We start from the raw sequence: 22,057 nt of genomic DNA, 5'->3' as shown, positions 1-22,057 counted from the left end.
CGATCTAGAACACCACCACCGTGTCGCCGACCTCCAGTCGATCGAAGAAGGTGGCGGCCGCGGGCTGGTCCAGGCGGATGCACCCGTGCGACTCCACCGTGGGATCGCCCTCGTGGAACGCGATCCCTCCGACGAAGTACACCGCGTAGGGCATGGGCGCGTTGTCGAACAACCGGCTCACCTCGTGCCGCACTTTTCGCGTGACCTGATAGGTCCCCCTGGGGGTCTCCCAACCTGCCATGCCGTGGGACATCCGCACCGGCCCGTAGCTCAGACGCTCCCCGGACTGCAGCCACGTCCGGTTCCCGTCCAGGTCCACACACGCCGCGGCGGTGCGCGGGCACGGGCTCTGCGGGGTCGGGTCCGGGGGCGGAGGCGGAGGCGGGGCGGGCTGCGGTGAGCGGGCCTGCGACGGGGCGAGACCGGATGGCGGGGCGAGACCTGGTGGCGGGGTGATGCCGGCGGCGGCGAGCGAGCCGCCCACCGAGGTCCGCACCTGCTCCTCCGCCTGCGCCGAGCCCGCCTGCGCCTGGTCCACCACCTGCTGCACCTCTGCCGGGAGGGCGACCGGCAACTGCGCGGACGCCACCGGGGCCGCCCCTCCGACGGCGATCAGCGCGGCGGCCACCACCGCTCCCGCGCGCGATAAGAGTGTGTCCATACCCGGATTATCGCCCACCCGGATCGCCTGGACGGGCGACTCGCAATCACGTTCCGGTCTCGTCCCCACGGACGTTCCCGGCGGGCGGGTGCCGAAACGGGGTCCGGGAGTTCGCGGGCCGGCTGACCCGCGAGTTGGGAATGGATAGGGTCGCGGCATGGCCACTCGGAGCAGTACCACCGGCCGGGTCCGGCTGCTGGCGTTCGGCGCCGCCGCCCTCCTCGGCGCCTCCGTCGCCGGGACGGCGTCCGGGATGTCGCCCTCGCCCGCCCCGCCCGCCGACCCCGCCGCGGTCGTGGAGACGGGCACACCGGCCGTGATCGATCCTCCCCCTCGGCCGGCGGCCGTCGACGAGCAGATGGTCCGCTCGGTCGCCCACCGGGTCCTGGAGGAACAGGGGCAGCCGGCCCACCTGACCGACGTGGACCTCGTCGCCCGCGACGTGCTGGCCGGCGGCCCCGTCGAGGCCAAAGAGGTGGACGAACTGATGCGTCAGACCCTGCTGGGGAACGGTCCCAGCGCCCCGGACGCCGTCGGCGAACCCGCGCCATCCCGGTGCCCACCGACCGCCCGGGCGTGCGTCGACGTCGACGGCAAGCGGGCCTGGATGGTCGACGACGGGGAGATCACCTACGGTCCCGTCCCCGTGACCACCGGCATGCCCGGCTACGAGACCGCGCGGGGCGCGCACCGGATCCTGCGGCACGTGCGCCACGACCACAGCCGGGTCTTCGACTCCCCGATGCCGTACTCGACCTACTTCACCGTGGACGGCATGGCATTCCACCAGGGTCGGCTGGACGAACCGTCCCACGGGTGCGTCCACCTGGGCCAGCAGGCGGCCGCACACTTCTTCGAGCAGCTGAGGGTCGGGGACGAGATCGTCGCATTCTGACCACGGGGCGGGGCGATCGTTGTGCACCTGAACCTGGTCGGGCCCCACATTCCGGTCTAGCGTCGTGGGCATGACAGGTCCTCCGCTGCCGCTGCCACGGCTCTCGGCCCCGGCGACGCGCGCCCTGGCCACCGCGGGAATCACCGACCTGCGGCACCTCGACGGCACCCCGGAGAAGGACGTCCTCGCGCTCCACGGGGTGGGACCGTCCCAGCTCGGCGTCCTGCGCGAGGCGCTGACCGCCGCCGGGCTCGCGTTCTCCGCCCCCGTGTCCCGGCCCGCGGCCACCGGCCGCAACGACAACACCGCGCTACTACCCACCGGGGCGCCGCCGAGGCAGTGGATCGAGGGCCTTCCCACCGCTCGGCGCGTCGACGACGGCCTGCGGCTGCTCGCGATGTTCGACGAGGTCACCGGGGAGCCGGCCTCGATGTGGGCCGGTTCGATCGTCGGATACGGACACAGCCACTACGTCTACGACAGCGGCCGGGAGGGCGACACCTTCGTGGTGGGCTTCAGCCCGAGGTCGTCGGCAACATCCCTCTACGGGCTCCTGGGCGGGCCGGACGAGGAGGAGCAACTGGCCCGACTCGGCCCCCACAAGAGCGGGAAGGGCTGCCTCTACGTGACCAGGCTCGACCAGATCGACGCCCGCGCGCTGCGCGACATGGTCGCCAGCGCGTGGGACCGGCGGGCGGCCGGCGCGGGGGCGCCTTGACCGGCGACCCGAGCGCCGGCCGGGCCGCAGCCCCACCCGGCCGCGGCCCCACCCGGCCGGCCGGCCGCCGCCGTCAGTCGCGCGGCAGCGGCTTGACCATCGGGAACAGGATGGTCTCGCGGATGCCCAGGCCGGTCAGCGCCATGAGCAGCCGGTCGATCCCCATCCCGAGCCCGGTGGTCGGCGGCATGCCCTGCTCCATCGCGGCGAGGAACTCCTCGTCAAGCACCATCGCCTCGTCGTCACCCGCCGCCGCGAGCCGTGCCTGGTCCTCGAAGCGCTGACGCTGGATGACGGGATCGACGAGCTCCGAGTAGCCGGTCGCCAGCTCGAATCCGCGGACGTACAGGTCCCATTTCTCCGTGACCCCGCGGTCGGTGCGGTGATCGCGGGTCAACGGCGAGGTCTCCACGGGGAAGTCCCGCACGAAGACCGGTCCGTCGAGCTGATCGCCGCACAGGTGCTCCCAGAGCTCCTCGACGAGCTTGCCGTGCAGCCACCCCTGGCCACTGGGGACCTCCAGCCCGACCCTGCCCGCCAGTTCGGTGAGCTCGTCGACCGTCGAGTCGACCGTGACGGGGTCCTCGTCGTCGTCCCCCACCACCCCGGGGTGCTTGGCGCGCAGCGCCTCGTTGAGGGACGGGTACATCCGCATCTCGCGCCACTGACCGCCGAGGTCGTACTCGGTGCCGTCGGCGAGCGTGACCGTCGTGGAGCCGAACACCGCGTGCGCGACCTCCTGGATGACCTCGCGGATCATCGTGGCTGACGTGTCGTAGTCCCCGTAGGCCTGATAGGTCTCGAGCATCGCGAACTCGGGACTGTGCGAGGAGTCCACGCCCTCGTTGCGGAAGTTGCGGTTGATCTCGAAGACCCGCTCGATCCCGCCCACCACGCAGCGCTTGAGGAACAGCTCGGGGGCGATGCGCAGGTAGAGGTCCAGGTCGAGCGCGTTGGAATGGGTGATGAACGGCCGGGCCGCCGCGCCGCCGTGCAGGGTCTGCAGCATCGGCGTCTCCACCTCGAGGAAGCCGCGCTTCTCCAGGGCGTCACGCAGGGCGCGGACCACCTTGATGCGGGTGACGGCGTTGCGGCGGGCGGCGTCCCGCATGATCAGGTCGGTGTAGCGCTGGCGGACGCGGGTGTCCTCGCTCAGCTCCTTGTGCGCCACCGGCAGCGGGCGCAGCGACTTGGCCGCCAGCACCCAGGAATCGGCCATGACGGACAGCTCACCGCGCTTGGACCGGACCACCCGGCCGGTCACCGAGACATGGTCACCGAGGTCGACGTCCTGCTTCCACGCGTCGAGACGCTCCTGGCCGACGGCTGCCAGCGAGAGCATCACCTGCAGCTGCGGGGTGAGCGGTCCCACCTCCCCCTCCGCCACCGGGGCGGACAGGTCCGCTGACGGGTCGAGACCGTCCTGCAGGCGCACGAAGCACAGCTTGCCCGTGTTGCGGATGAACAGGACCCGGCCCGCCACCGAGACCCGGGCGTCGGTCTCCTCACCCGGCTCCAGCGCGGTGAAGCGGGGGTCCGAGGTGATCTCGGCGAGCCCGTGGGTACGGGGGACCTCCACCGGGTAGGCCTGCGCCCCGGAGTCGAGGATGCGCTGCCGCTTGTCGCGGCGGATGCGCAGCTGCTCAGGGGTGTCGTCGGCGGGCTCACCGGTGGCGGCCCCGGGCGCGGCGGGAGTCGAATCGGTCACGACTGTCGAGGATAGTCGTGACCGGCCCGGGGACCGAACCCGTGGGCTGCGACCCGTCGGCCTCAGGCCATGTCGAGGACGTGCAGCTCCAGTCGGTCGGACAGCGCCTCGATCGCGGCGGCGGCGCGCACACTGTTGCCGTGCTCGTCCAACCGGGGCGAGTACGCGGCCACCCCGAGCCGGCCGGGCACCACCGCGAACAGGCACCCCGAGACGCCGCTCTTGGCGGGCAGACCCACCTGGTAGACCCAGTCCCCGGCCGCGTCGTACATGCCGCACGTGAACATCACACTGTTGGCGTAGCGCACCGCCCGTCGACCCAGGACCTGCTCACCGTCACCCGGCAGCCGCCCGCCGCCCGCGAACATCGCGGCCATGTGCGCCAGCTCGCGGGTGTCCACCCGGATGGCGCACTGCCGGCCGTACCCGGAGACCACCTGGTGGGGGTCGTCGGCCAGGGTGCCCTCCTCCGCCAGCAGATGCGCCAGCGCCTGGTTCCGGTGGGCGCTCCGGGCCTCGATGTCGATGATCTGCTGGTCGACCTCGACCTCCCGGCCCACGAGGCGGGAGAACATCACGCGGATCTGTTCGAAACGGGTGTCCTCGTCGTCGTCCTCCTCCCCCACGAGCGCGTGCGCGGCCAGCGCGCCGGCGTTGACGAGGGCGTTGGGGGCGCGGCCGGTGCCGGCCTCGAGGGAGATCTCGTTGAACGGGTCCCCGGAGGGTTCCACCCCGATCCGCTTCGCGACCACGTCGACGCCCTTCTGGTCCAGCGCGAGCGCGTAGACGAACGGCTTGGACGCGGACTGCAGGTCGAAGAGCGTCTCGTCATCGCCGGCCGAGACGACGTGGCCGTCCAGGTCGCAGACCGCCAGCGCGAGGGCGTCGGGGTGGGGGTGCTCGTAGTCGCCGAGGTGAGGGACGACGTCGCCGGAGGCGTCCTCCCGGACCTCGTCGAGGATCTCGGCCAGCAGGTCTGCGGAGATGTCCGTCATGGTGCGACCGTACCGGCGCCGGCGTGTCGACGCCCCCGGTCGACCGGGCTCAGTGGGCCGAGATGGCCGAGCGCTCCCGCAGCAGGTGGTCGGCCCCGGAGAGCAGGGCAAGCGCCCGGGCGGCCCGGAGCGCGTCGTGGCCGCCGTCCACCGCGCGGACCCCGCGGACGCCGCGCGAATGGAGCTCCAGGGCGAACAGTTCGGCGTCGAGGCCGTCGTCGCTGACGAGGACGACCGCCCTGCCGTCGGCGACGGCGGCGAGCGGCGCCGCCGATCGGGGGTCGAGGAGGTCGACGACGGGCCGGGCCTCCACCGCGACGGCGCCCGCGAGCACTCCCTGGCGCTCACGCTGGGCCCGGGACCGGATGTCGACGACGAGGGCGCCCGCACGGACCGCCGCGGGGTAGTCGCCGGCGGCGAGGGTGGTCGCGGCGCCCGTGCTGGACGACGTCGCCGGGGCGGGGGTTCCCGTCGTGGCGGAGGTGGTGCTGAAGCTGGTGGTCATGCGGTGCTCCCGGGAGGGGTGAGGGCGGCTGGGGTGTGGCGGGGGCCTGCCGGTCGGGGACACCTGTGCTGGACGCGCGCGGAGGCCACCGGACCGGCCGGGGGCATTCGTCGCGTTGTCATGCGGCCATAGTAGACAGACCGGTCTATCTACCGCAAGGATCGCTCGCGCACGGGGTGGGCACGCGGGGCCGGCGTGGCGGTCGGCGCACGGGGTCGGCGTGGCGGTCGACACTGGCGCCCGGCCGCGTAGTTGATGCATCATGTATGTGAGAGAAGGAGAACCATGACCGCCCCGACCGCCCCGACCGCCCCGTCCCCCTCGACCGCCCGACAGCCCGCCGTCTTCATCGGACACGGCGTTCCCCTCAACGCCCTCGAGGAGAACGAGTGGACCCGCCAGTGGGCCGCCCTCGGCGCATCCCTTCCCGAGCGGCCGCGGGCCGTACTGGCGGTGTCGGCGCACTGGTACATAGGCGCCACGGCGGTCACCGCGATGTCGGCGCCGCGCACCATCCACGACTTCTACGGCTTCCCCCGCGAGCTCAACGAGTTCGAGTACCCCGCCGCGGGCGCCCCGGAACTCGTGGACGAGGTGGCCGATGTCGTCAAGCCCACCTGGGTCGGCGCCGACCAGGACTCCTGGGGCCTGGACCACGGCACGTGGTCCGTCCTCACGCACGTGTTCCCCGACGCGGACGTGCCGGTGGCGCAATTGTCGGTGGACGCGTCCAAGCCGGCGGGTTACCACTTCGACCTGGGCACCCGGCTGGCCGCCCTGCGGGATTCGGGCGTCCTCGTGCTGGCCAGCGGCAACGTGGTGCACAACCTCGCGGCGGTGGACCCGTCGCTCGGCGACACGGGCACCGACTGGGCCCACCGGTTCGACGACCACGCCCGGGAGTTGCTCACCACGCGCCCCGAGGACGCCCTCGCGCTGACCGAGCACCCGGACGCCCGGCTGGCCGTGCCCACGGCGGACCACTTCCTGCCGCTGCTGTACACGGCGGGAATGGCGGCGGGCTCCGGCGAGACGCTCGACGCGTTCACCAGGGGCTACGCCTGGGGCTCGGTCTCCATGACCAGCTACCGCTCGGCGGCCTGAGCCCTGGGCCCCGGGCCCGGTCTCCCTCCCGCGTCCGGCGGCCGCGCGGGCCTGAGCCACGGCCCCGGCATCCGCTCGGCCGCCTGCTCGCCCCCCGACAGTCGCTTCTCTCGATGGCGTCTCGCGCGCCCCGCGGTGCAGGCCAGACGCCATCGCCGCGGGCGGCTGCGTTTCCGGCGGACAGGGGCGCGAGCGAGAGTCCATGCGCGGGAGCCCCTGCGTGCGAGGCATGACCTCGGCGAGCTGCTCAGCTCAGGAATTCCTCTCGAACACCAACCGCAGGCCCTCCAGCGCCAGTTCGGGCTCGACGTCGGTGATGGTCCGGGATTCCTCCGCCACCACGTCCGCGCGCAGCCCCGTGAGGACGACGGAGGCGTCGGCGAGCTCGGGGACGTCGGTGCGCAGCCGGTCCACGAGTGCGTCGATCTGGCCGGCGAACCCGATCACGATGCCGGCCTGGAGTGCCGCGACGGTGTTCTTGCCCAGGGCCCCCTTCGGCCGCACGACCTCGATCTTGCGCAGGGCGGCGGCGCGCTCGGCGAGGGCGTCGACGGAGATGTCGATGCCGGGCGCGATCGCCCCACCGAGCAGCTCGCCGCGGGCGGAGACGGCGTCGACGGTGGTCGCCGTGTCGACGTCGACGACGACGACGGGCCCCTCGAACAGCGTGTGGGCGGCCAACGCGTTGACCACGCGGTCCGAGCCCACCTCCCGCGGGTTGTCGACCTTGAGCGGCACCCCGGTCTTCACCCCGGGCGCGACGACGACGGCCGGAAGTCCCGGCCAGTAGTCGGCGGCCATCCGGCGCAGTTCCCCGGTGACAGACGGGACCACGGACATCGCGGAGATTCCGGTGAGCTGCTGCGCGCAGTCCCCCAGCAGGCCGCGGATCGTCAAGGCGAGTTCGTCCGAGGTCACCGCCGGTGACGTGCGCATACTCCAGGTGCGCACGAGCGGCCCGCCGCCCGGGGGGAAGATGCCGAGCCGGATGTGGGTGTTGCCGACGTCGACGGTGAGCAGCATCTTCTGTCCGCGCTGCCTAGACGGCGGCGGGCTCCGGCACGCGGGGGTTCTTCAGACCCGAGCCCTCGGGCACGTCCGCGGGGTCGGTGCCCTCGGTGAGCATGCGGTTGTCGCCGTCGACGAACACCACGCGGGGGGAGTAGGCCCGCGCCTCGGCGTCGGACATCTGGGCGTAGGCGATGATGATGACCAGGTCGCCGGGGTGCACGAGGTGGGCGGCGGCACCGTTGATGCTGATCACGCCGGAGCCGCGCTCGCCGGTGATGGCGTAGGTGGTCAGGCGGGCGCCGTTGTCGATGTCGACGATGTCGATCTGCTGGCCCTCGAGCAGGTCGGCGGCGTCCATGAGGTCGGCGTCGATCGTGCAGGAACCGACGTAGTGCAGGTCGGCCTGGGTGACGGTGGCACGGTGGATCTTGGAGTGGAGCATGGTGCGCTGCATCTACTGGCCTTCCTCGAGGTCACGGGCCATCTCGGCCTGTTGGGCGGCGACGGTGGCCTCGGCGGCGGCGACGAAGCCGGTACCGATCGCCACGCCGACGTTGTCGATGAGTCTGGTGGTCCCGATGCGGGCCGCGACGAGAAGCCTGCCGGGACCCTCCTCCGGCGGTTCCCCGAGGTCCCCGGCGCGCAGCTCGAGGTAGTCGATCGAGATCTGCGGCCGCTCGTCCAGGACCGCGCGGGCGGCGTCGACGACGGCCCGGCGTCCGCCCTTCGCGGCGAACGTCCCCGCCACGAGGGCGGCGTTGAGGACGGTGGCCGCTTCCCGCTCCTCGGCGGACAGGTAGCGGTTGCGGGAGCTCATCGCCAGCCCGTCCGACTCCCGGATGGTCGGGACGCCGACCACGCGCACGTCCATGTCCAGGTCCGTCACCATCTGGCGGATGAGCACCAACTGCTGGTAGTCCTTCTCCCCGAAGAACGCCTGGTGGGGGGAGACGATGTTGAACAACTTGTTCACCACGGTGAGCATCCCGGCGAAGTGGCCGGGTCGCGCGGCCCCGTCGAGGATCTCACCGGTCGGGCCGGGCTGCACCGTCGTGCGGGGGCCGTCCGGGTACATGGTGGCCGCGCTGGGCGCGAAGACGAGTTCCACGCCGGCGTCGGCGAGCCGGGCCACGTCCTCGTCGAGGGTGCGCGGGTAGGCGTCGAGGTCCTCGCCGGGCCCGAACTGCAGCGGGTTGACGAAGATCGACACCACCACGACCGACCCCGGGGTGCGGCGGGCCGCCTCGACCAGCGCGAGATGCCCCTCGTGGAGGGCACCCATGGTGGGGACGAACGTGATCTGCTTGCCGACCTTGCGCAGCGACTCGGTGACCGCGCGCAGCGAGGACGGGTCGTGGTGAATGGTCAGCTCACCCCGGTTGTATCCGGTGTTCGGGCGACCGGGGACCGCGGTCCGGACCGCGAAGGTGGTGGGGGTCATCGAAGCTGCTCCGTGAGGTCGGGGGCCAAGAGGTCGGTCACGTCGGCTCCGGCCCCGACGCGGTCGGCGGTGCGCAGCGCGAGCGCCCGGTAGCCGGCGGCGATGCCCCCGTCGACGTCCTCGAGGGCATCGAGGTGACGGGAGACCGTGACGGCGTCACCGCGCATCACCGGACCGGTCAGGGCCGAGTCCCCGGAGGCCAGGACGTTGTCGAGGGCGGCCCGCAGGAGCGGCTCCAGGGTGCGGCGCGCGAGCGCCTCCGCGTCCTGCCCGAGCATGCCGTCGGGATCGCCCTCGACTCCGCCCCCGGGCAGGACGGCGAACGACGCGGCGAGCGCCTCGGCGGCGTCGTTCACGAGGGTGACGAGGTGGTTGGCGCCGTGCGCGAGGGCCGCGTGGTAGAGGGCCCGGTGGGATTCGGCGACGGTGACGGGCAGGCCACCGGTCTCCATGACCAGCATCTGGCCGACGACCAGTCCGATCTCGTCCGGGGAGGTGAGCGCCCACGAGCACCCCTCCATGCGGTCGATATCGGCCGCTCCCCCGGTGAAGGTCATGGCCGGGTGCGCGGCGACGACCACGGCTCCGGCGTCGGCGGCGGGGCGCAGGACCTCCGCGCCCACCGCGCCGGCCACGTGGACGACGATGTGGCCCGGACGGAAGGCGTTCGCGTCGGCGAGCTCGGCCACGACCCCGGGCAGGGCCGAGTCCGGCACCGCGAGGATGAGGAGTTCGCCCGCCGCCGCCGCGCCGGCGGGATCGGTGGTGCGGGCCTCGGGGAGGCGGCGGGCAGCGAGGTCCCGCGACTGCGACGAGCGTGCGACGAGGGCGGAGACGACGTGTCCCCGCCGCTCGAGCGCGGCGCCCACAGCGGTGCCCACGCGACCCGCGGACACGAGGCCGATGGACAGGCGGGCAGGGGGTGTTCCGGTGACGCCGTGGTCGGACATCTCAGGGTTCTCCAGTGCTCGATCCGTTCCAGGCCCACTCACTGATGGTGGGTCCCGGACATCTCGCAGGCGAGAGTAGTCGCGGCTGCGGCCACGAGCAGCATCGAGTGGCGTACTTCACACAACCGGTGCGAGGGGCGGCGCCACCGTCGGCGCGGCTCAGTCCTCCGCGCGACGGCGGCGGCGACCCGAAGTGGATTCGGACCCCTCCCCCAGCCGCGCCATGAGTTCTGCCACCGACAGACCCGAGCCCTCACCGTGGCGACTCGGCGAAGCCGACTCGGTGGCCGGGGCCTGCGTCGACTGCGACCGCGGCAGCGTGGCCGTCTCGCCGGCCGTGGCGGGCGACTCGTGTTTGCCGGCCTTCTCGGAGGGCGTGGGCGACTCGTGCTTGCCGGCCTTCTCGGAAGGGGTGGGCGACTCGTGCTTGCCGGCCTTCTCCGAGGAGCCGGACGCGGCCGCGCCCCCGGACGCCGCCGGGGATCCCGACGCGGCGGTCTTGTCCGACGTGGCGCCCTCGACGGCCGACGCCGCGGGCCGGGAGCTCGTGCTCGTGCTCGTATTCGCGGGCGTACGCGCGGGCTCGGGCGAGCTGGCGGGCTCGGGCCGTGCCTGCGGTCGCGAGGTGGCGCCGGAGCCGAAGCCGGAGCTGCTGCCGGCGCTGCTGCCGGCACCGGAACGCGCATCGCGCGCGCCGGACGTGGGGCGCACCGCCGGGCGACGGGGATCCCCCGTCGGCGTATCCGACCGGGACTCCCGATCGGAGACCGGGGACAGTCGCTCGGTCCGCTCGGTGCTCGGGGTGGCGTCCGGACCGACGCCGGAGGCCGATGATGCGGGGGACCGCGTCGCGCCGGAAGCGGAACCGGGACCCGCAACCGGGCCGGTGTCCGATCCCGGGGCACGCCGACGGGGCGACACCCGCTCGGACGGGACGGACGGCAGCGACGATCCCGCACCCAGCTGCCCGGCGGGGCCGAGCCCGCCGACCGCGAAGCGGTCCTCGGGGAGACTGACGCCCAGTGCGCCGAGCTGCTCGCGCAGCGCCGCGATCTCCTGCCGCAGTGCGACGATCGAGTCACTGGTCTCGGCGCGTACCGAGGCCCGCAGGTCCCGCTCCACGACGAGCTCGTGCTCCCGGCGGGCGGAGATCTCCCTCTCGAGCTGCAGTTCGTAGACGGTGTGCAGGTCGCGGACCCTGGCGGCCTCGGTGGCGGCCTGCCGCCGGTACCGGGCGACGAGGAACGCGCCGATGAACGCGGCCCACAGTGCGGAGAGTGTCCCGATGCGCATCCAGACGGGATTGTCGGAGAAAACCATCACGATCGTGGCGATGAGCGCCAGGAGGAGCAGCACCCCCAGGGCGATGTTCGCCAGTCCACGATCGTCGCCTCGCGCGGGGCGAGCTGACCGGGGCTTGTCCATCGCGCCGTCGGAACTCATGCCCCGCATGATACGCGGAGAATCACGGGTCACACGGGTAACCAGCGCGTGTCTGCGGTAACGGGGGCGGGCGTGAGAGGACCGGTCCGGCCCGGGCCCCTCAGGCGGGGTCGGCGAGGCCGCCGTTCTCGTCGTCGTCGGGGGGCGTCTCACACGCCGATTCGAGGAAGAGTCCCGCCGCCACCAGCACCGCGCCGGACACCAGGACGGCGACTGATGCGGGCAGCTCCGCGCCCGCCACCGCGAGGTCGCCGAGCCGTGACAGGAAGAACAGCGTCAGCCCGGCCCCTGCCCCGGCGCCCGCGGCGCCGAGCACGGCGGAGGCCTGTCCGAGGGCGGCGCTGCGGGCGATGGTGAGCGGGTGCATCTGGCTGCGGTCCTGCCCGACGCCGCCGTCGGAGATCGCGGCGCGGATCCGCAGGGACAGCAGCACGTCGACCACCGCGATCGCCACGAGGGTCACCCAGCCGAAGCCGATCGGGGTCACAGCGCCGAGGAAGGACCCGGTGAGAACGTAGGCGGCCACCGCCGCGACGAGCGCCACCAGGACGAGGGTGGACTTCGCGACACGCGTCATGTCACTCCCCCCGGGCCGCCGGGAGCCAACGGATCGGGCAGCCGGCGCACCGCGGCGACGTCCCCGGGATCGAGCGCGTCGAGACACTCCCGGACCGGCACCCCGTCCAGCCGGGCGGCCGGGTCGATCTCCAGCCACGGGACCATCACGAAGGCCCGCTCGGCCGCGCGGGGGTGCGGCAGCGTGAGCCCCGGGTCGTCGGACGCCACCGGCTCACCGTCCAGCTCGGCGGTCACCACGTCCACGTCGAGGGTCCGCGGACCCCAGCGCACCTCGCGGGTCCGGCCCGCGGCCCTCTCGCGGGCGAAACCCCACTCGAGGACGTCCGTCGGGGAACCGGGATGGTCGACGACGAGGACGGCGTTGAGGAAGTCGTCCTGCTCGACGCCGCCCCACGGCGGGGTGGCGTACACCGACGAGACCGCGCGCAGGATGCCGTCCGCGGCCGCGGCGTCGACGACCCCCCGCAGCAGCGAGAGAGCGTCCCCCTGGTTGCCGCCGATCGACAGCACCGCCCGGCAGCTCACCGCTCTCCCCCCGCGGCGGCGCTCCCGCCCGCGCGCGAGCGGTGGGCCACGACGGCGACGTCGGCGAACTCCGCCGGGATCGGCGCCTGGGGCTTGTGCAGGGTCACCTCCACCGCGTCCGCACCGGGGGCCATCTCCATGATCCCGTCGGCGATCCGCGAGGCGACGGTCTCGATGAGGTCGAGCGATGGTCCGGCCACCACATCACGGGCGAACAGGGCCAGCGCCCCGTAGTCGACGGTGTCGGCCAGGTCGTCGGACGCGGCGGCGGCCGTGAAGTCGGTCCACAGGACGAGGTCGACCAGGAAGTCCTGGCCGTCCCGCTTCTCGTGCTCGAAGACCCCGTGCGTGCCGCGCACCTTCAGGCCCCGCAGTTCGATCCGGTCGAGTTCGCTGCGATCCGCCATCAGTTCACCCCCGCCCGTCCGGCGGCCCACGCGGCGGCCACCCGCACCGCGTCCGCACTGGGGGCCACGTCATGGACCCGGACCGCCCACGCGCCGGCGGCGGCGGAGAGCGACGTGATCGCGGCCGTCGCCGGATCGCGGCCCGCCACCTCGCGCGGCCGGGCGTCCGATCCGGGCAGCAGCGACCCGAGGAATCGTTTGCGGGACGCGGCGACGAGTACCGGGAACCCCAGCTCGGTCAGTCGGTCCAGCCCGTGCAGCAGCGCCCAGTTGTCGTCGGCGTCCTTGGCGAAGCCGAGGCCCGGGTCGAGCACGATGCCGGCGGCGTCGACCCCCGCGGCGATCGCGGCGTCGGCGCGGCGGGCCAGGTGGTCGCGCACCGCACCCACGACATCCCCGCCGTAGTCGGATCGGCCTCCCGCGCCGGCGCGGTACTCGTCCGGAGACACCCAGTGCATGAGGATGACGGAGGCGCGGTGCTCGGCCACGACCCTCAACATGTCGGGGTCGGCGAGCCCGCCCGAGACGTCGTTGACGATCGCGGCGCCCTCCTCGAGGGCACGCGACGCCACCCCGGCGCGCATCGTGTCAACCGAGACCGGCGCGAGGCCGGACACCGCACGGACCAGCGGGACGACCCGCTGCTCCTCGTCCGACTCCTCGACGCGGAGGGCGCCGGGCCGGGTGGACTCCCCACCGATGTCGATGAGGTCGGCGCCGTCGGAGACCATGCGTCGGGCGTGCGCGACGGCATCGTGATGCGCGAGGTGGCGCCCACCGTCGGAGAAGGAATCGGCCGTGACGTTGAGGACGCCCATCACCGCGCACCGGTCCGGGCGGGGCAGCAGACCGGGCGCGCTCACGTCCCGCGCAGGAGGCCGAGCGCCTCCGCCCTGGTGGAGGCGTTGGTCCGCATGTTGCCGCGGACGGCCGAGGTGGTGGTGACCGCCCCCGCCTTCTGGATCCCCCGCATCGACATGCACAGGTGCTCGCACTCGATCACCACGAGCACGCCCGAGGGCGCGAGCCTGTCGACCAGCGCGTCGGCGACCTGACTGGTGAGCCGTTCCTGGACCTGGGGCCGCTTGGCGTAGAGATCCACCAGTCTGGCGAGCTTGCTCAGACCGGTGACCGCCCCGGACTGTCCCGGGATGTAGCCGATGTGGGCGACGCCGTGGAAGGGCACCAGGTGGTGTTCGCAGGTCGAGTAGATGGGGATGTCCCGCACCAACACGAGCTCGCGGTGGTCCTCGTCGAAGGTCCTGGACAGCACCTCCGACGGGTCTGTGTACAGCCCGGAGAAGACCTCGCGGTAGGCCCTGGCCACCCGCGCGGGTGTGTCCTGCAGCCCCTCGCGCTCCGGGTCCTCGCCCACGGCGATCAACAGCTCGCGGACCGCGGCCTCGGCGCGCTCGGCATCGAAGACCCGCCCCGCGGGGAGCGACCGGGCATCGGCGGCGGGTATGTGGTCAGGCGTCGTCATTCATTCCTCTTCTCGCACGGAGTCGACCGTGCGGTCAGTCCTCACGTTCCCACGGCGCACGCCAGTCGGCGTCCTTGTCCTCACGGCGGTGCGAACCGCGGTCCACGGCGCCCGGGGTCGACCCGCCGGACGCGTCGCCGTCACCGCCGTCGCCCACCGCCGACCACGCCCGGGTCGGGGCCTCGGACGGCCCCTCGCTCCGACCGGCCCGTTCCGGACCGTCAGCGCTCCCGGATCCTTCCGTGCCCCCGGTTCCGTTGGTGCTCCCGGAGCCGTTGGTGCTCCCGGAGCCGTCGTTCCTCTGCAGGCCCTCGGGCGCGGCCGGCAGGCGGGTGGTCTCGGCCCCGCTCGGCCCCCGGTCACCGCGGTGCGCGGGCTGACGCGGGGGCCAGCCCGGCGCCGACCAGCCCGGGGGCGGCGGCGTGCCGTAGGCCGGGATACCGGTCGGACGCTGCCCGCCGCCGGCGGGCACGCCACGGCCCGAGCCGCCACCGGGCATCCCCACAGGGGCGCCCACGCCGTTGCGGTCACCCCCGTCGTCGCCGGGGCCGTCCGCCTCGCCCGGATCACGGGCGTCCTCGGCGTCGCGGCCGGCCGGGAGGACCGGCATGGCGAACGGATCGGTCACCGGCGGGGGCCACGGCTCGCCACGCTCCTTGGCCAGTTCCCCCGGGGTCTTGATGGGCGGACGGGCCGACGGGATGCGTCCACCGAAGTCGTCGAACTCGGTGATCCGCGGCCGCTTGACCACGTCGGCGAACAGCCTCTCGAGGTCGTCCTGCCGCAGGGTCTCCTTCTCGAGGAGTTCGCCCGCGACCGCGTCGAGGATGTCGCGGTTGGACTCGAGGACCTGCCAGGCCTCGGTGTGGGCGGAGTCGATGATGCGGCGCACCTCGTCGTCGATGATCTTGGCGACCTCGGGCGAGTACTCCCCCGCCGCGGAACCGCCGCGGCCGAGGAACGGGTCCCCGCCCTCGCCGCCGTACTTCACCGCACCGAGCTTCGCGCTCATGCCGTACTCGGCGACCATCGTCCGCGCGATCCGGGTGGCCTGCTCGATATCCGAACTGGCGCCCGAGGTGGGCTCGCCGAAGACGTACTCCTCGGCGGCGCGGCCACCCATCGCCATGACGACGCGGGCGATCATGTCCGCCCGGGTCATCAAGGACTTGTCGTCCTCGGGGACCACCAGTGCGTGACCACCGGTGCGCCCACGCGCGAGGATGGTGACCTTGTGGACGGGCTCGAGGTCCTCCATCGCCCACGCCGCCAGCGCGTGGCCGGACTCGTGGTACGCGGTGACCTTCTTCTCGTGCTCGCTGATCACACGGTGCTTGCGGCGGGGTCCGCCCACCACCCGGTCGGTAGCCTCCTCGAGGATGTCGATGTCGATCTCGTCGCGACCCAGCCGGGCCGCGAGCAGGGCGCCCTCGTTGAGCACGTTGGCCAGGTCCGCGCCCGACATCCCGATCGTGCGCCTGGCCAGCGAGGTCATGTTGACGTTCTCGGCCAGCGGCTTGCCCGCGGAGTGGACGGCGAGGATCGCCTCGCGACCCTTGAGGTCGGGATTGGTCACCGGGACCTGGCGGTCGAAACGGCCCGGCCGCAGCAGCGCCGGATCGAGGACGTCCGGACGGTTGGTCGCGGCGATCATGATGACGGTCTCGCGGTCGCTGAATCCGTCCATCTCGACCAGGAGCTGGTTGAGCGTCTGCTCGCGCTCGTCGTGGCCGCCCCCGGTGCCCGAGCCACGGTGCCGGCCCACCGCGTCGATCTCGTCGACGAACACGATGCAGGGCGCGTTCTGCTTGGCCTTCTCGAACAGGTCACGCACCCGCGAGGCGCCGACACCGACGAACATCTCGACGAAGTCCGAACCCGAGATCGAGTAGAACGGCACCCCGGCCTCACCCGCGACCGCGCGGGCCAGCAGGGTCTTGCCCGTTCCGGGCGGGCCGTAGAGCAGCACACCGCGCGGGATCTTGGCGCCGAGACGCTCGTAGCGCGCCGGGTTCTGGAGGAAGTCCTTGATCTCGTTGAGTTCCTCGACCGCCTCATCCTCGCCCGCGACGTCGGCGAACGTGGTCTGGGGCATGTCCTTGGTGAACTCCACGGCGCGCGACTTGCCCACGCCGAACAGTCCGCCCTTGCCGCCCTGCATGCGGGACATGAAGTAGAACAGCAACCCGAACAGGATGAGCATCGGCAGCAGGAACGACAGCATCTGCGACAGGAAACCCTGCTGGTTGACCGCGGTGTCGTACTTCTCCGGCTCCGCCGCGGCCACCCGGTCGAAGACCTGGTCCGCCGCCCGCTCCGGGTACTTGGCGAGGAGCTTGTCGGTCTCGTCCGCACCGTCCTCCGGGGCGATCGGGGTCTCGAGCGTGAGCCGGAGCTGCTGCTCCCGGTCCTCGATCAGCGCCTCTTTCACGTTCCCCGCGTCGACCTGCGCCAACGCCACCGACGTGTCGACCTCGGCGTAGTCGCGGTCATCTCCTGTGAAGAACGAGAAGCCGACGATCGCCAGGATGATCACGCCCGCGATCGCGACGTTGCGGAAGACGGTATTGCTCTTGCGTTCCATTCGGTCCTCGTGTGGAAGGACGGCCCAGCCGGTCGACGGGCCCGGTCGTGCATCCGACTTCGTCGGTATCACCCCAGGCTACCCGCCGAGCGGGTCCTCCCACCGTGATGATCGCCATGGGCGGACACCGCCGGGGTCGTACGATCATGGCCGTGACCACCGACCCCCTCTCCGCCGCCGAGACCGCCGAGGCCGTACGCACCGGTGCCGTCGGCGCGCTGGCCACCCTCGACGCGGCTTTCGACCGGGTGGGCGACCTCGACCCCTCGCTGCACTCCTTCACCTCCCTGCTGCGAGCGGACGGCCGCGCGGCCGGGGCCGCCGTCGACGCCGCGAGCCCGGCCGACCGTGCGGCACTGCCCCTGGCCGGGGTACCGCTGGCCGTCAAGAGCACCGTCACCCTGGACAACCCGGTCGTCGCCCCCCTGCTGGCCGCGGGCGCGGTGCCGGTGGGCATCACCGCGGCACCCCAGTTGTGCGCCTGGGGGATGACCGATTCCGACGCCCACGGCATCACCCGCAATCCGCGCGACCTCGCCCTGTCCGCCGGCGGGTCCTCCGGGGGGTCCGCGGCGGCGGTGGCCTCGGGCATGGTCCCGCTCGCGGTGGGTGACGACGGGATGGGGTCCCTGCGCATCCCCGCCGCGGCGTGCGGGATCGTCACCATCAAGCCGGGGCCCGGCGTCGTCCCCACCCGCCTGGCCGGCGACAACTGGGGCGGCCTGGCCGAATCCGGTCCGCTGGCCAGGACCGTCGGCGACGTCGCGCTGGCCCTGTCGGTGATGGCCGGTCGTCCGGAACTCGCGGACGTCGGACCCGTCCCCGGCGGGACGCGTATCGGCATGTCCGTGGCCAGCCCGATCCGGCTGGGCAGCGATCTGGTGCGCATCCACGCGCCCTGGACGCGCGCGGCCCGGGAGGCCGCGGAGGTGCTGCGGGGGGCCGACCTCGTCGTCGTCGACACCACCCTGCCCTCCCCCACCGACCCCGTCCTCTATCTCGCGCGCTGGACCACCGGCGTCGCACGGGCGGCGGAGGACGAGAACCTGCCCCTGTCCGCGATGGAGCGACGCACCCGGCACCACGCACTGCTCGGCCGGACGGTCTTCCGGCGCGGCGGCGCGGGAGACGGGGACACCCGCTGGAACCGTGGCGTCGAGACGCTCCGCGCGGAGGTCGAACGGGCGATGGACTCGGCGGGGATCGACGTGTGGCTCACCCCGTCGCTGGCGGACGTGCCACCCGAGGCGACCGACTGGCACCGACGCTCCTGGGGCCGGTCATTGTGGGCGTCGATGAGGTTCTCCCCGTTCACCCCGCTGGCCAACGTGCTCGGTTGGCCCGCCGTATCCGTCCCGTGCGGTACCACCCACACCCCCCTCGGCCGGGTCCTGCCCACCTCGGTCCAGCTCGTCGGGCGGCCCGGTTCGGAGGCGACACTGCTCGCGCTGGCGGCGGTGATCGAGCGGTCAGCCGTCGAGCCCGACCGCCGTTGAATCGGTCGTCCGTAGACGCCGACCCGAACAGGAACGTGTTGCACTGCGCAGCTCGGTGCGGATACAAGTGAGTCTGGCCGCCAGGAGCGGCCCCGGGCTCGACACCAGTCGTACCGCAGCACTTCGTGAAAGGACTTCCATGTTCGACAGCTCCAGTGACCTCGGCTCCGCCCTCGGCGACATGACGACCGACTTCCTCGGCGCGACGGTCGAGATGATCGTCGGTTTCGTCACCAGGTCCGGTGAGCTGTTTCTCGGCAGCGCGTCCTGACGCTCCCGGAGGCACGCGAAGACCCGGTTCCCGCGAGCGCGGGAACCGGGTCTTCGACTCTCGCGGCCGTGAACCCGGCCGCCCGGTCGGATCAGACGTACTGCTGCACGATCCGGCGCTTGACCAGCTTGCCGGTGGGGGTGCGGGGCAGTTCGTCCACGAAGTCCAGGCCCCGCGGGATCTTGAAGTCGGAGATCTTCCCGCGCAGGGCGCCGAGGATCTCGTCGGCGAGGCCGGGGTCGCCCGCACGGTCGGCGGCCGGTACCACCACGGCGTGCACCCTCTCGCCCATCTCCTCGTCCGGGATCCCGATCACGGCGACGTCCTCGACCGCCGGGTGCAGGACCAGGGCGTTCTCGATCTCCTGCGGGTAGATGTTCACCCCGCCCGAGATGATGGTGAACGCCTTGCGGTCGGTGAGGTAGAGGAAGCGGTCCTCGTCGAGGTAGCCCACGTCGCCGAAGGTGGACCAGTTGGGGTGCTCGGGGTGGAAGACGGACGCCGTCTTCTCCGGGTCGCCGTGGTACGAGAACGTGCCCTCGTCCTGCTGCCAGTAGATGGTGCCGATCTCGCCGGTGGGCAGCTCGTTGCCCTCCTCGTCGCAGATGTGCGCGATGCCCTTGAGTCCGTCGCGACCCACCGAACCGGGGCGTTCGAGCGCCTCCTGCGAGTTGATGAACGTGATGCCCATGCCCTCGGTGGCCGAGTAGTACTCGTGGATCACCGGGCCCCACCACTCGATCATCCGCCGCTTGACCTCGGGCGCGCACGGCGCGGCGGCGTGGATCGCGTGGGTCATGCTGGACACGTCGTAACGCGCCCGCGTCTCCTCCGGCAGCTTGAGCATGCGCACGAACATCGTCGGCACCCACTGCGAGTGCGTCACCCGGTACTCCTGGATGAGCCGCAGCGCCTCCTCCGCGTCGAAGCGGTCCATGAGGATCACGGTCCCGCCGACGGAGTTGACCACGCCGCAGAACCGCAGCGGAGCCGCGTGGTACAGCGGTGCCGGGCACAGGTAGACACTGTCGGCGTCGAAGGCGTACAGGAAGCTGAACACCGGCGTGTAGCTGTCCGGCACCTCGTCGATCTGCCCTTCGGGCGGGTCGACGCGCACGCCCTTCGGCCGGCCGGTCGTGCCGGAGGAGTAGAGGAAGTCGTGGCCGCGGGGCTGGTCGGCGGGCGGCTCGGTCGACCTGCCCTCGAGCAGCGTCCGGTAGTCCTCGAACCCCTCCAGCGCGCCGCCGAACACCACGCGGTGCTCCACGCCCGGATGCGCCTCCGGGGAGACGTCGACGTGGTCGGCGACCGGGGCGGAGACGAACAGCGCCCGGGCCCCGCAGTCGCCGATGATGTATGACGACTCGTCCGCAGTGAGGTGGTGGTTGATGGCCGCGATGTACAGGCCGCAGCGCAGCGCCCCCCAGTAGATCTCGAGCATCTCCAGGGTGTTGTCCGAGACCACGGCGATCGTGTCACCGGGACGCAGCCCCCAGTCGTCGGTCAGGAGATGCGCGAGCTGCGCGGAACGCGCCTCGAGCTCGGCGTACGTGATCTGCTCCCCCGTCGCCGGGCGGATGGCCGCGGGCTTGTCGGGGGTGGTGGCGGCGAAGGTTCCTGGAAACATGCTGCCAGGCTAACCGCCGAACGTGATCTGGATCACGAATTAGGCAGACAAGTGTCCAGCAGTCCGTGCGTCAGGAGTACATGCGCGGGTGCAGCCTGCCGATGTACGGCAGATCGCGGTAGCGCTCGGCGAAGTCGAGGCCGTAGCCCACGACGAACTCGTTGGGGATGTCGAACCCGATCTCGAGGATGTCCAGGTCCGCCTTCACCGCGTCGGGCTTGCGCAGCAGGGTGACGATCTCCAGCGACCGCGGGTTGCGGGTGCGCAGGTTGCGCATGAGCCAGGACAGGGTCAGCCCGGAGTCGATGATGTCCTCGACGATGATCACGTCACGGTCGGCGATGTCGCGGTCGAGGTCCTTGAGGATCCGCACCACACCGGAGGAACTGGTGGAGGAGCCGTACGAGCTGACGGCCATGAACTCCATCTCGGACGGGATGGGCAGGGCCCGGGCGAAGTCGGAGACGAAGATCGCGGCGCCCTTGAGGACGGCGACCAGCACGACCTCCTTCTCGACGTTCGCGTAGCGCTCGCCGACGGTGGCGGCCATCTCGGCGATCCGCTCGCGGATCGACTCCTCGTCGAGCAGGACCGATTCGATCTCGTCCGCGTACTTGTCCGTGGTCATCTACGTCCCCGCTCCGCTCGCCCGGTCGTTCTCCAGGACCACCTTTCCACGTCGGCGCCGGGCGACCAACCTGGCCGAGGGCCCCGCCCCACCCGCGTCCGCGGGTCCGGTGCCACCGACCGCCACCCCACCCTGCCCGCGCCAGTCCGTGACGAGCGCGGCCACCGCCGTCAGGTGTGCGTACGTGGGTGAGGCGACCCCCCTCGCCAACAGCCAGCGGCGCAGGACCCGGGTCAGCACGGCCGTCGGCAGGGGTTCCAGCCGGCTCACCTCCAGGGCGCCGTCGTCGCCGACGGGCACGGCCGCCGCGAGACGCTCCAGCTCGTCGTCGTCGACCCCCAACAGCGACGCGGTGCGCGCCAACCCCTCCGCGACACCGCCACCCAGCACGTCCTCGAGCAGTGGCAGGACCTCGTGCCGCAGGCGCACCCGGGTGAACGCCGGGTCGGTGTTGTGCGGGTCCTCCCAGAACCCCAGGCCGAGGTCGCGGCACGCGGCACGGGTGTCGGCGGCGCGGACCCCGAGCAGCGGGCGCCCCCACGGCGCGTCCCACGGCGCCATCCCGCGCAGCGAACGGGCGCCGGAGCCGCGCCCCAGGCCCAGCAGAACGGTCTCGGCCTGGTCGTCGAGGGTGTGGGCGAGCATCACGGGCCGTCCGCGGCGCGCGGTGTCGAGCGCGGTGTAGCGCGCCGTGCGGGCGGCGGCCTCGGGGCCGGAACCCCTCTGATCCACGACGACGACGAGGACCTCCGCCTCTGCGCCGAGCCCGCGGGCCGCGGCGGCCGCGTCCCGGGCCACCTGATCCGACCCCTCCTGCAGACCGTGGTCCACCACGAGGGCGGTCACGGCGACGAACTCGACGGCGGCCGCGGCGGTCAGCGCCAGCGAGTCCGCTCCCCCGGACAGTCCGACGCACACCTCGTCACCGAGCTCGGGGTGGGCGCGGCGGAACGCCCGCAGCGCCGCGCGCACGGTCCAGGCCGGGCCGGTCCACTCCCCACCGGGCCGGTCCCCACCGGGCCGGGC

At 72.7% G+C, this 22,057-nt stretch carries 23 protein-coding genes; 5 read left to right on the top strand and 18 right to left on the bottom strand.

From position 1 onward, the window contains the following. Positions 1-4: 4 nt before the first annotated feature. Complete coding sequence (locus NR111_RS04185; RefSeq protein WP_256820013.1) at positions 5-661, bottom strand: L,D-transpeptidase; 657 nt, start codon at positions 659-661, stop codon at positions 5-7. Positions 662-818: 157 nt separating this feature from the next. On the opposite strand from NR111_RS04185, the gene NR111_RS04180 reads away from it, so the two are divergent. Next, entirely contained in the window at positions 819-1,556 is a 738-nt protein-coding gene (locus NR111_RS04180) for a L,D-transpeptidase (RefSeq protein ID WP_206473785.1), read from the top strand. Positions 1,557-1,626: 70 nt separating this feature from the next. Continuing rightward, a complete protein-coding gene (locus tag NR111_RS04175) occupies positions 1,627-2,274 on the top strand; it encodes a DUF1801 domain-containing protein (RefSeq protein ID WP_206473784.1) in 648 nt (215 codons plus the stop codon). 73 nt (positions 2,275-2,347) lie between these two features. Here NR111_RS04175 and lysS read toward each other — a convergent pair whose 3' ends face one another. From lysS to NR111_RS04160, 3 genes are all read right to left on the bottom strand, one after another. After that, positions 2,348-3,982: a lysine--tRNA ligase gene (gene lysS, locus NR111_RS04170; RefSeq protein ID WP_256820012.1), complete on the bottom strand. Its 1,635-nt coding sequence runs from the start codon at positions 3,980-3,982 to the stop codon at positions 2,348-2,350. Positions 3,983-4,044: 62 nt separating this feature from the next. Next, positions 4,045-4,977 (bottom strand): glutaminase A, encoded by a 933-nt coding sequence (gene glsA / locus NR111_RS04165; protein WP_067711597.1) that lies wholly within the window; start codon positions 4,975-4,977, stop codon positions 4,045-4,047. Positions 4,978-5,026: 49 nt separating this feature from the next. Then, positions 5,027-5,482, bottom strand: a complete 456-nt coding sequence (locus NR111_RS04160; RefSeq protein ID WP_067711594.1) for a rhodanese-like domain-containing protein — start codon at positions 5,480-5,482, stop codon at positions 5,027-5,029. Positions 5,483-5,767: 285 nt separating this feature from the next. Between NR111_RS04160 and ygiD the strand changes: the two genes are divergently transcribed. Further along, positions 5,768-6,586 carry a 4,5-DOPA dioxygenase extradiol gene (gene ygiD, locus NR111_RS04155; RefSeq protein WP_067711591.1) on the top strand — a complete coding sequence of 273 codons (819 nt, stop codon included), beginning with the start codon at positions 5,768-5,770 and terminating at the stop codon, positions 6,584-6,586. Between the two features lie 252 nt (positions 6,587-6,838). Here the strand turns inward: ygiD and NR111_RS04150 are convergent, their stop codons facing one another. From NR111_RS04150 to ftsH, 11 genes are all read right to left on the bottom strand, one after another. Beyond that, positions 6,839-7,609: a type III pantothenate kinase gene (locus tag NR111_RS04150; RefSeq protein ID WP_067711588.1), complete on the bottom strand. Its 771-nt coding sequence runs from the start codon at positions 7,607-7,609 to the stop codon at positions 6,839-6,841. A gap of 16 nt (positions 7,610-7,625) precedes the next feature. Then, positions 7,626-8,051, bottom strand: a complete 426-nt coding sequence (gene panD, locus NR111_RS04145; RefSeq protein ID WP_067711586.1) for an aspartate 1-decarboxylase — start codon at positions 8,049-8,051, stop codon at positions 7,626-7,628. Next, positions 8,052-9,038 (bottom strand): pantoate--beta-alanine ligase, encoded by a 987-nt coding sequence (gene panC / locus NR111_RS04140; protein WP_067711584.1) that lies wholly within the window; start codon positions 9,036-9,038, stop codon positions 8,052-8,054. Continuing rightward, positions 9,035-9,988, bottom strand: coding sequence for a Rossmann-like and DUF2520 domain-containing protein (locus tag NR111_RS04135; protein WP_067711581.1), 954 nt, complete (start codon positions 9,986-9,988; stop codon positions 9,035-9,037). Before NR111_RS04135 ends, panC begins: the two co-directional genes overlap by 4 nt. 159 nt (positions 9,989-10,147) lie before the next feature. Next, complete coding sequence (locus NR111_RS04130; RefSeq protein ID WP_206473780.1) at positions 10,148-11,431, bottom strand: DUF6779 domain-containing protein; 1,284 nt, start codon at positions 11,429-11,431, stop codon at positions 10,148-10,150. A gap of 100 nt (positions 11,432-11,531) precedes the next feature. After that, positions 11,532-12,008 (bottom strand): DUF3180 domain-containing protein, encoded by a 477-nt coding sequence (locus tag NR111_RS04125; protein WP_067711578.1) that lies wholly within the window; start codon positions 12,006-12,008, stop codon positions 11,532-11,534. Next, entirely contained in the window at positions 12,005-12,535 is a 531-nt protein-coding gene (gene folK, locus NR111_RS04120; protein WP_067711575.1) for a 2-amino-4-hydroxy-6-hydroxymethyldihydropteridine diphosphokinase, read from the bottom strand. Before folK ends, NR111_RS04125 begins: the two co-directional genes overlap by 4 nt. Beyond that, positions 12,532-12,942, bottom strand: a complete 411-nt coding sequence (gene folB, locus NR111_RS04115; RefSeq protein WP_256820009.1) for a dihydroneopterin aldolase — start codon at positions 12,940-12,942, stop codon at positions 12,532-12,534. The genes folK and folB overlap by 4 nt, the downstream gene beginning before the upstream one ends. Then, a complete protein-coding gene (gene folP, locus NR111_RS04110) occupies positions 12,942-13,760 on the bottom strand; it encodes a dihydropteroate synthase (RefSeq protein ID WP_067712093.1) in 819 nt (272 codons plus the stop codon). The genes folB and folP overlap by 1 nt, the downstream gene beginning before the upstream one ends. Before the next feature lie 41 nt (positions 13,761-13,801). Beyond that, the gene (folE, locus tag NR111_RS04105; RefSeq protein WP_256820008.1) at positions 13,802-14,425 is read right to left on the bottom strand and encodes a GTP cyclohydrolase I FolE; all 624 of its coding nucleotides are present in this window, start codon (positions 14,423-14,425) and stop codon (positions 13,802-13,804) included. A 34-nt stretch (positions 14,426-14,459) separates the two neighbouring features. Continuing rightward, on the bottom strand, positions 14,460-17,009 hold the full coding sequence (ftsH, locus tag NR111_RS04100; protein WP_256820007.1) for an ATP-dependent zinc metalloprotease FtsH: 2,550 nt from the start codon (positions 17,007-17,009) through the stop codon (positions 14,460-14,462). A gap of 146 nt (positions 17,010-17,155) precedes the next feature. Between ftsH and NR111_RS04095 the strand changes: the two genes are divergently transcribed. Together NR111_RS04095 and NR111_RS04090 are read left to right on the top strand one after the other, a co-directional pair. Further along, complete coding sequence (locus NR111_RS04095) at positions 17,156-18,505, top strand: amidase (RefSeq protein WP_256820006.1); 1,350 nt, start codon at positions 17,156-17,158, stop codon at positions 18,503-18,505. 139 nt (positions 18,506-18,644) lie between these two features. Next, the gene (locus NR111_RS04090) at positions 18,645-18,776 is read left to right on the top strand and encodes a hypothetical protein (RefSeq protein WP_256820004.1); all 132 of its coding nucleotides are present in this window, start codon (positions 18,645-18,647) and stop codon (positions 18,774-18,776) included. Between the two features lie 91 nt (positions 18,777-18,867). Here the strand turns inward: NR111_RS04090 and NR111_RS04085 are convergent, their stop codons facing one another. From NR111_RS04085 to tilS, 3 genes are all read right to left on the bottom strand, one after another. After that, positions 18,868-20,403, bottom strand: coding sequence for an acyl-CoA synthetase (locus tag NR111_RS04085; protein ID WP_256820003.1), 1,536 nt, complete (start codon positions 20,401-20,403; stop codon positions 18,868-18,870). Positions 20,404-20,473: 70 nt separating this feature from the next. Next, positions 20,474-21,031, bottom strand: coding sequence for a hypoxanthine phosphoribosyltransferase (gene hpt / locus NR111_RS04080; RefSeq protein ID WP_096906114.1), 558 nt, complete (start codon positions 21,029-21,031; stop codon positions 20,474-20,476). Next, on the bottom strand, positions 21,032-22,003 hold the full coding sequence (tilS, locus tag NR111_RS04075; RefSeq protein ID WP_256820135.1) for a tRNA lysidine(34) synthetase TilS: 972 nt from the start codon (positions 22,001-22,003) through the stop codon (positions 21,032-21,034). Positions 22,004-22,057 lie beyond the last annotated feature (54 nt).

It is taken from the genome of Dietzia sp. Die43, assembly GCF_024519835.1.
Classification (GTDB): domain Bacteria; phylum Actinomycetota; class Actinomycetes; order Mycobacteriales; family Mycobacteriaceae; genus Dietzia; species Dietzia kunjamensis.
The sequence above is the reverse complement of the archived record's forward strand: the minus strand, read 5'-3'. Positions and strand labels throughout refer to the sequence as shown.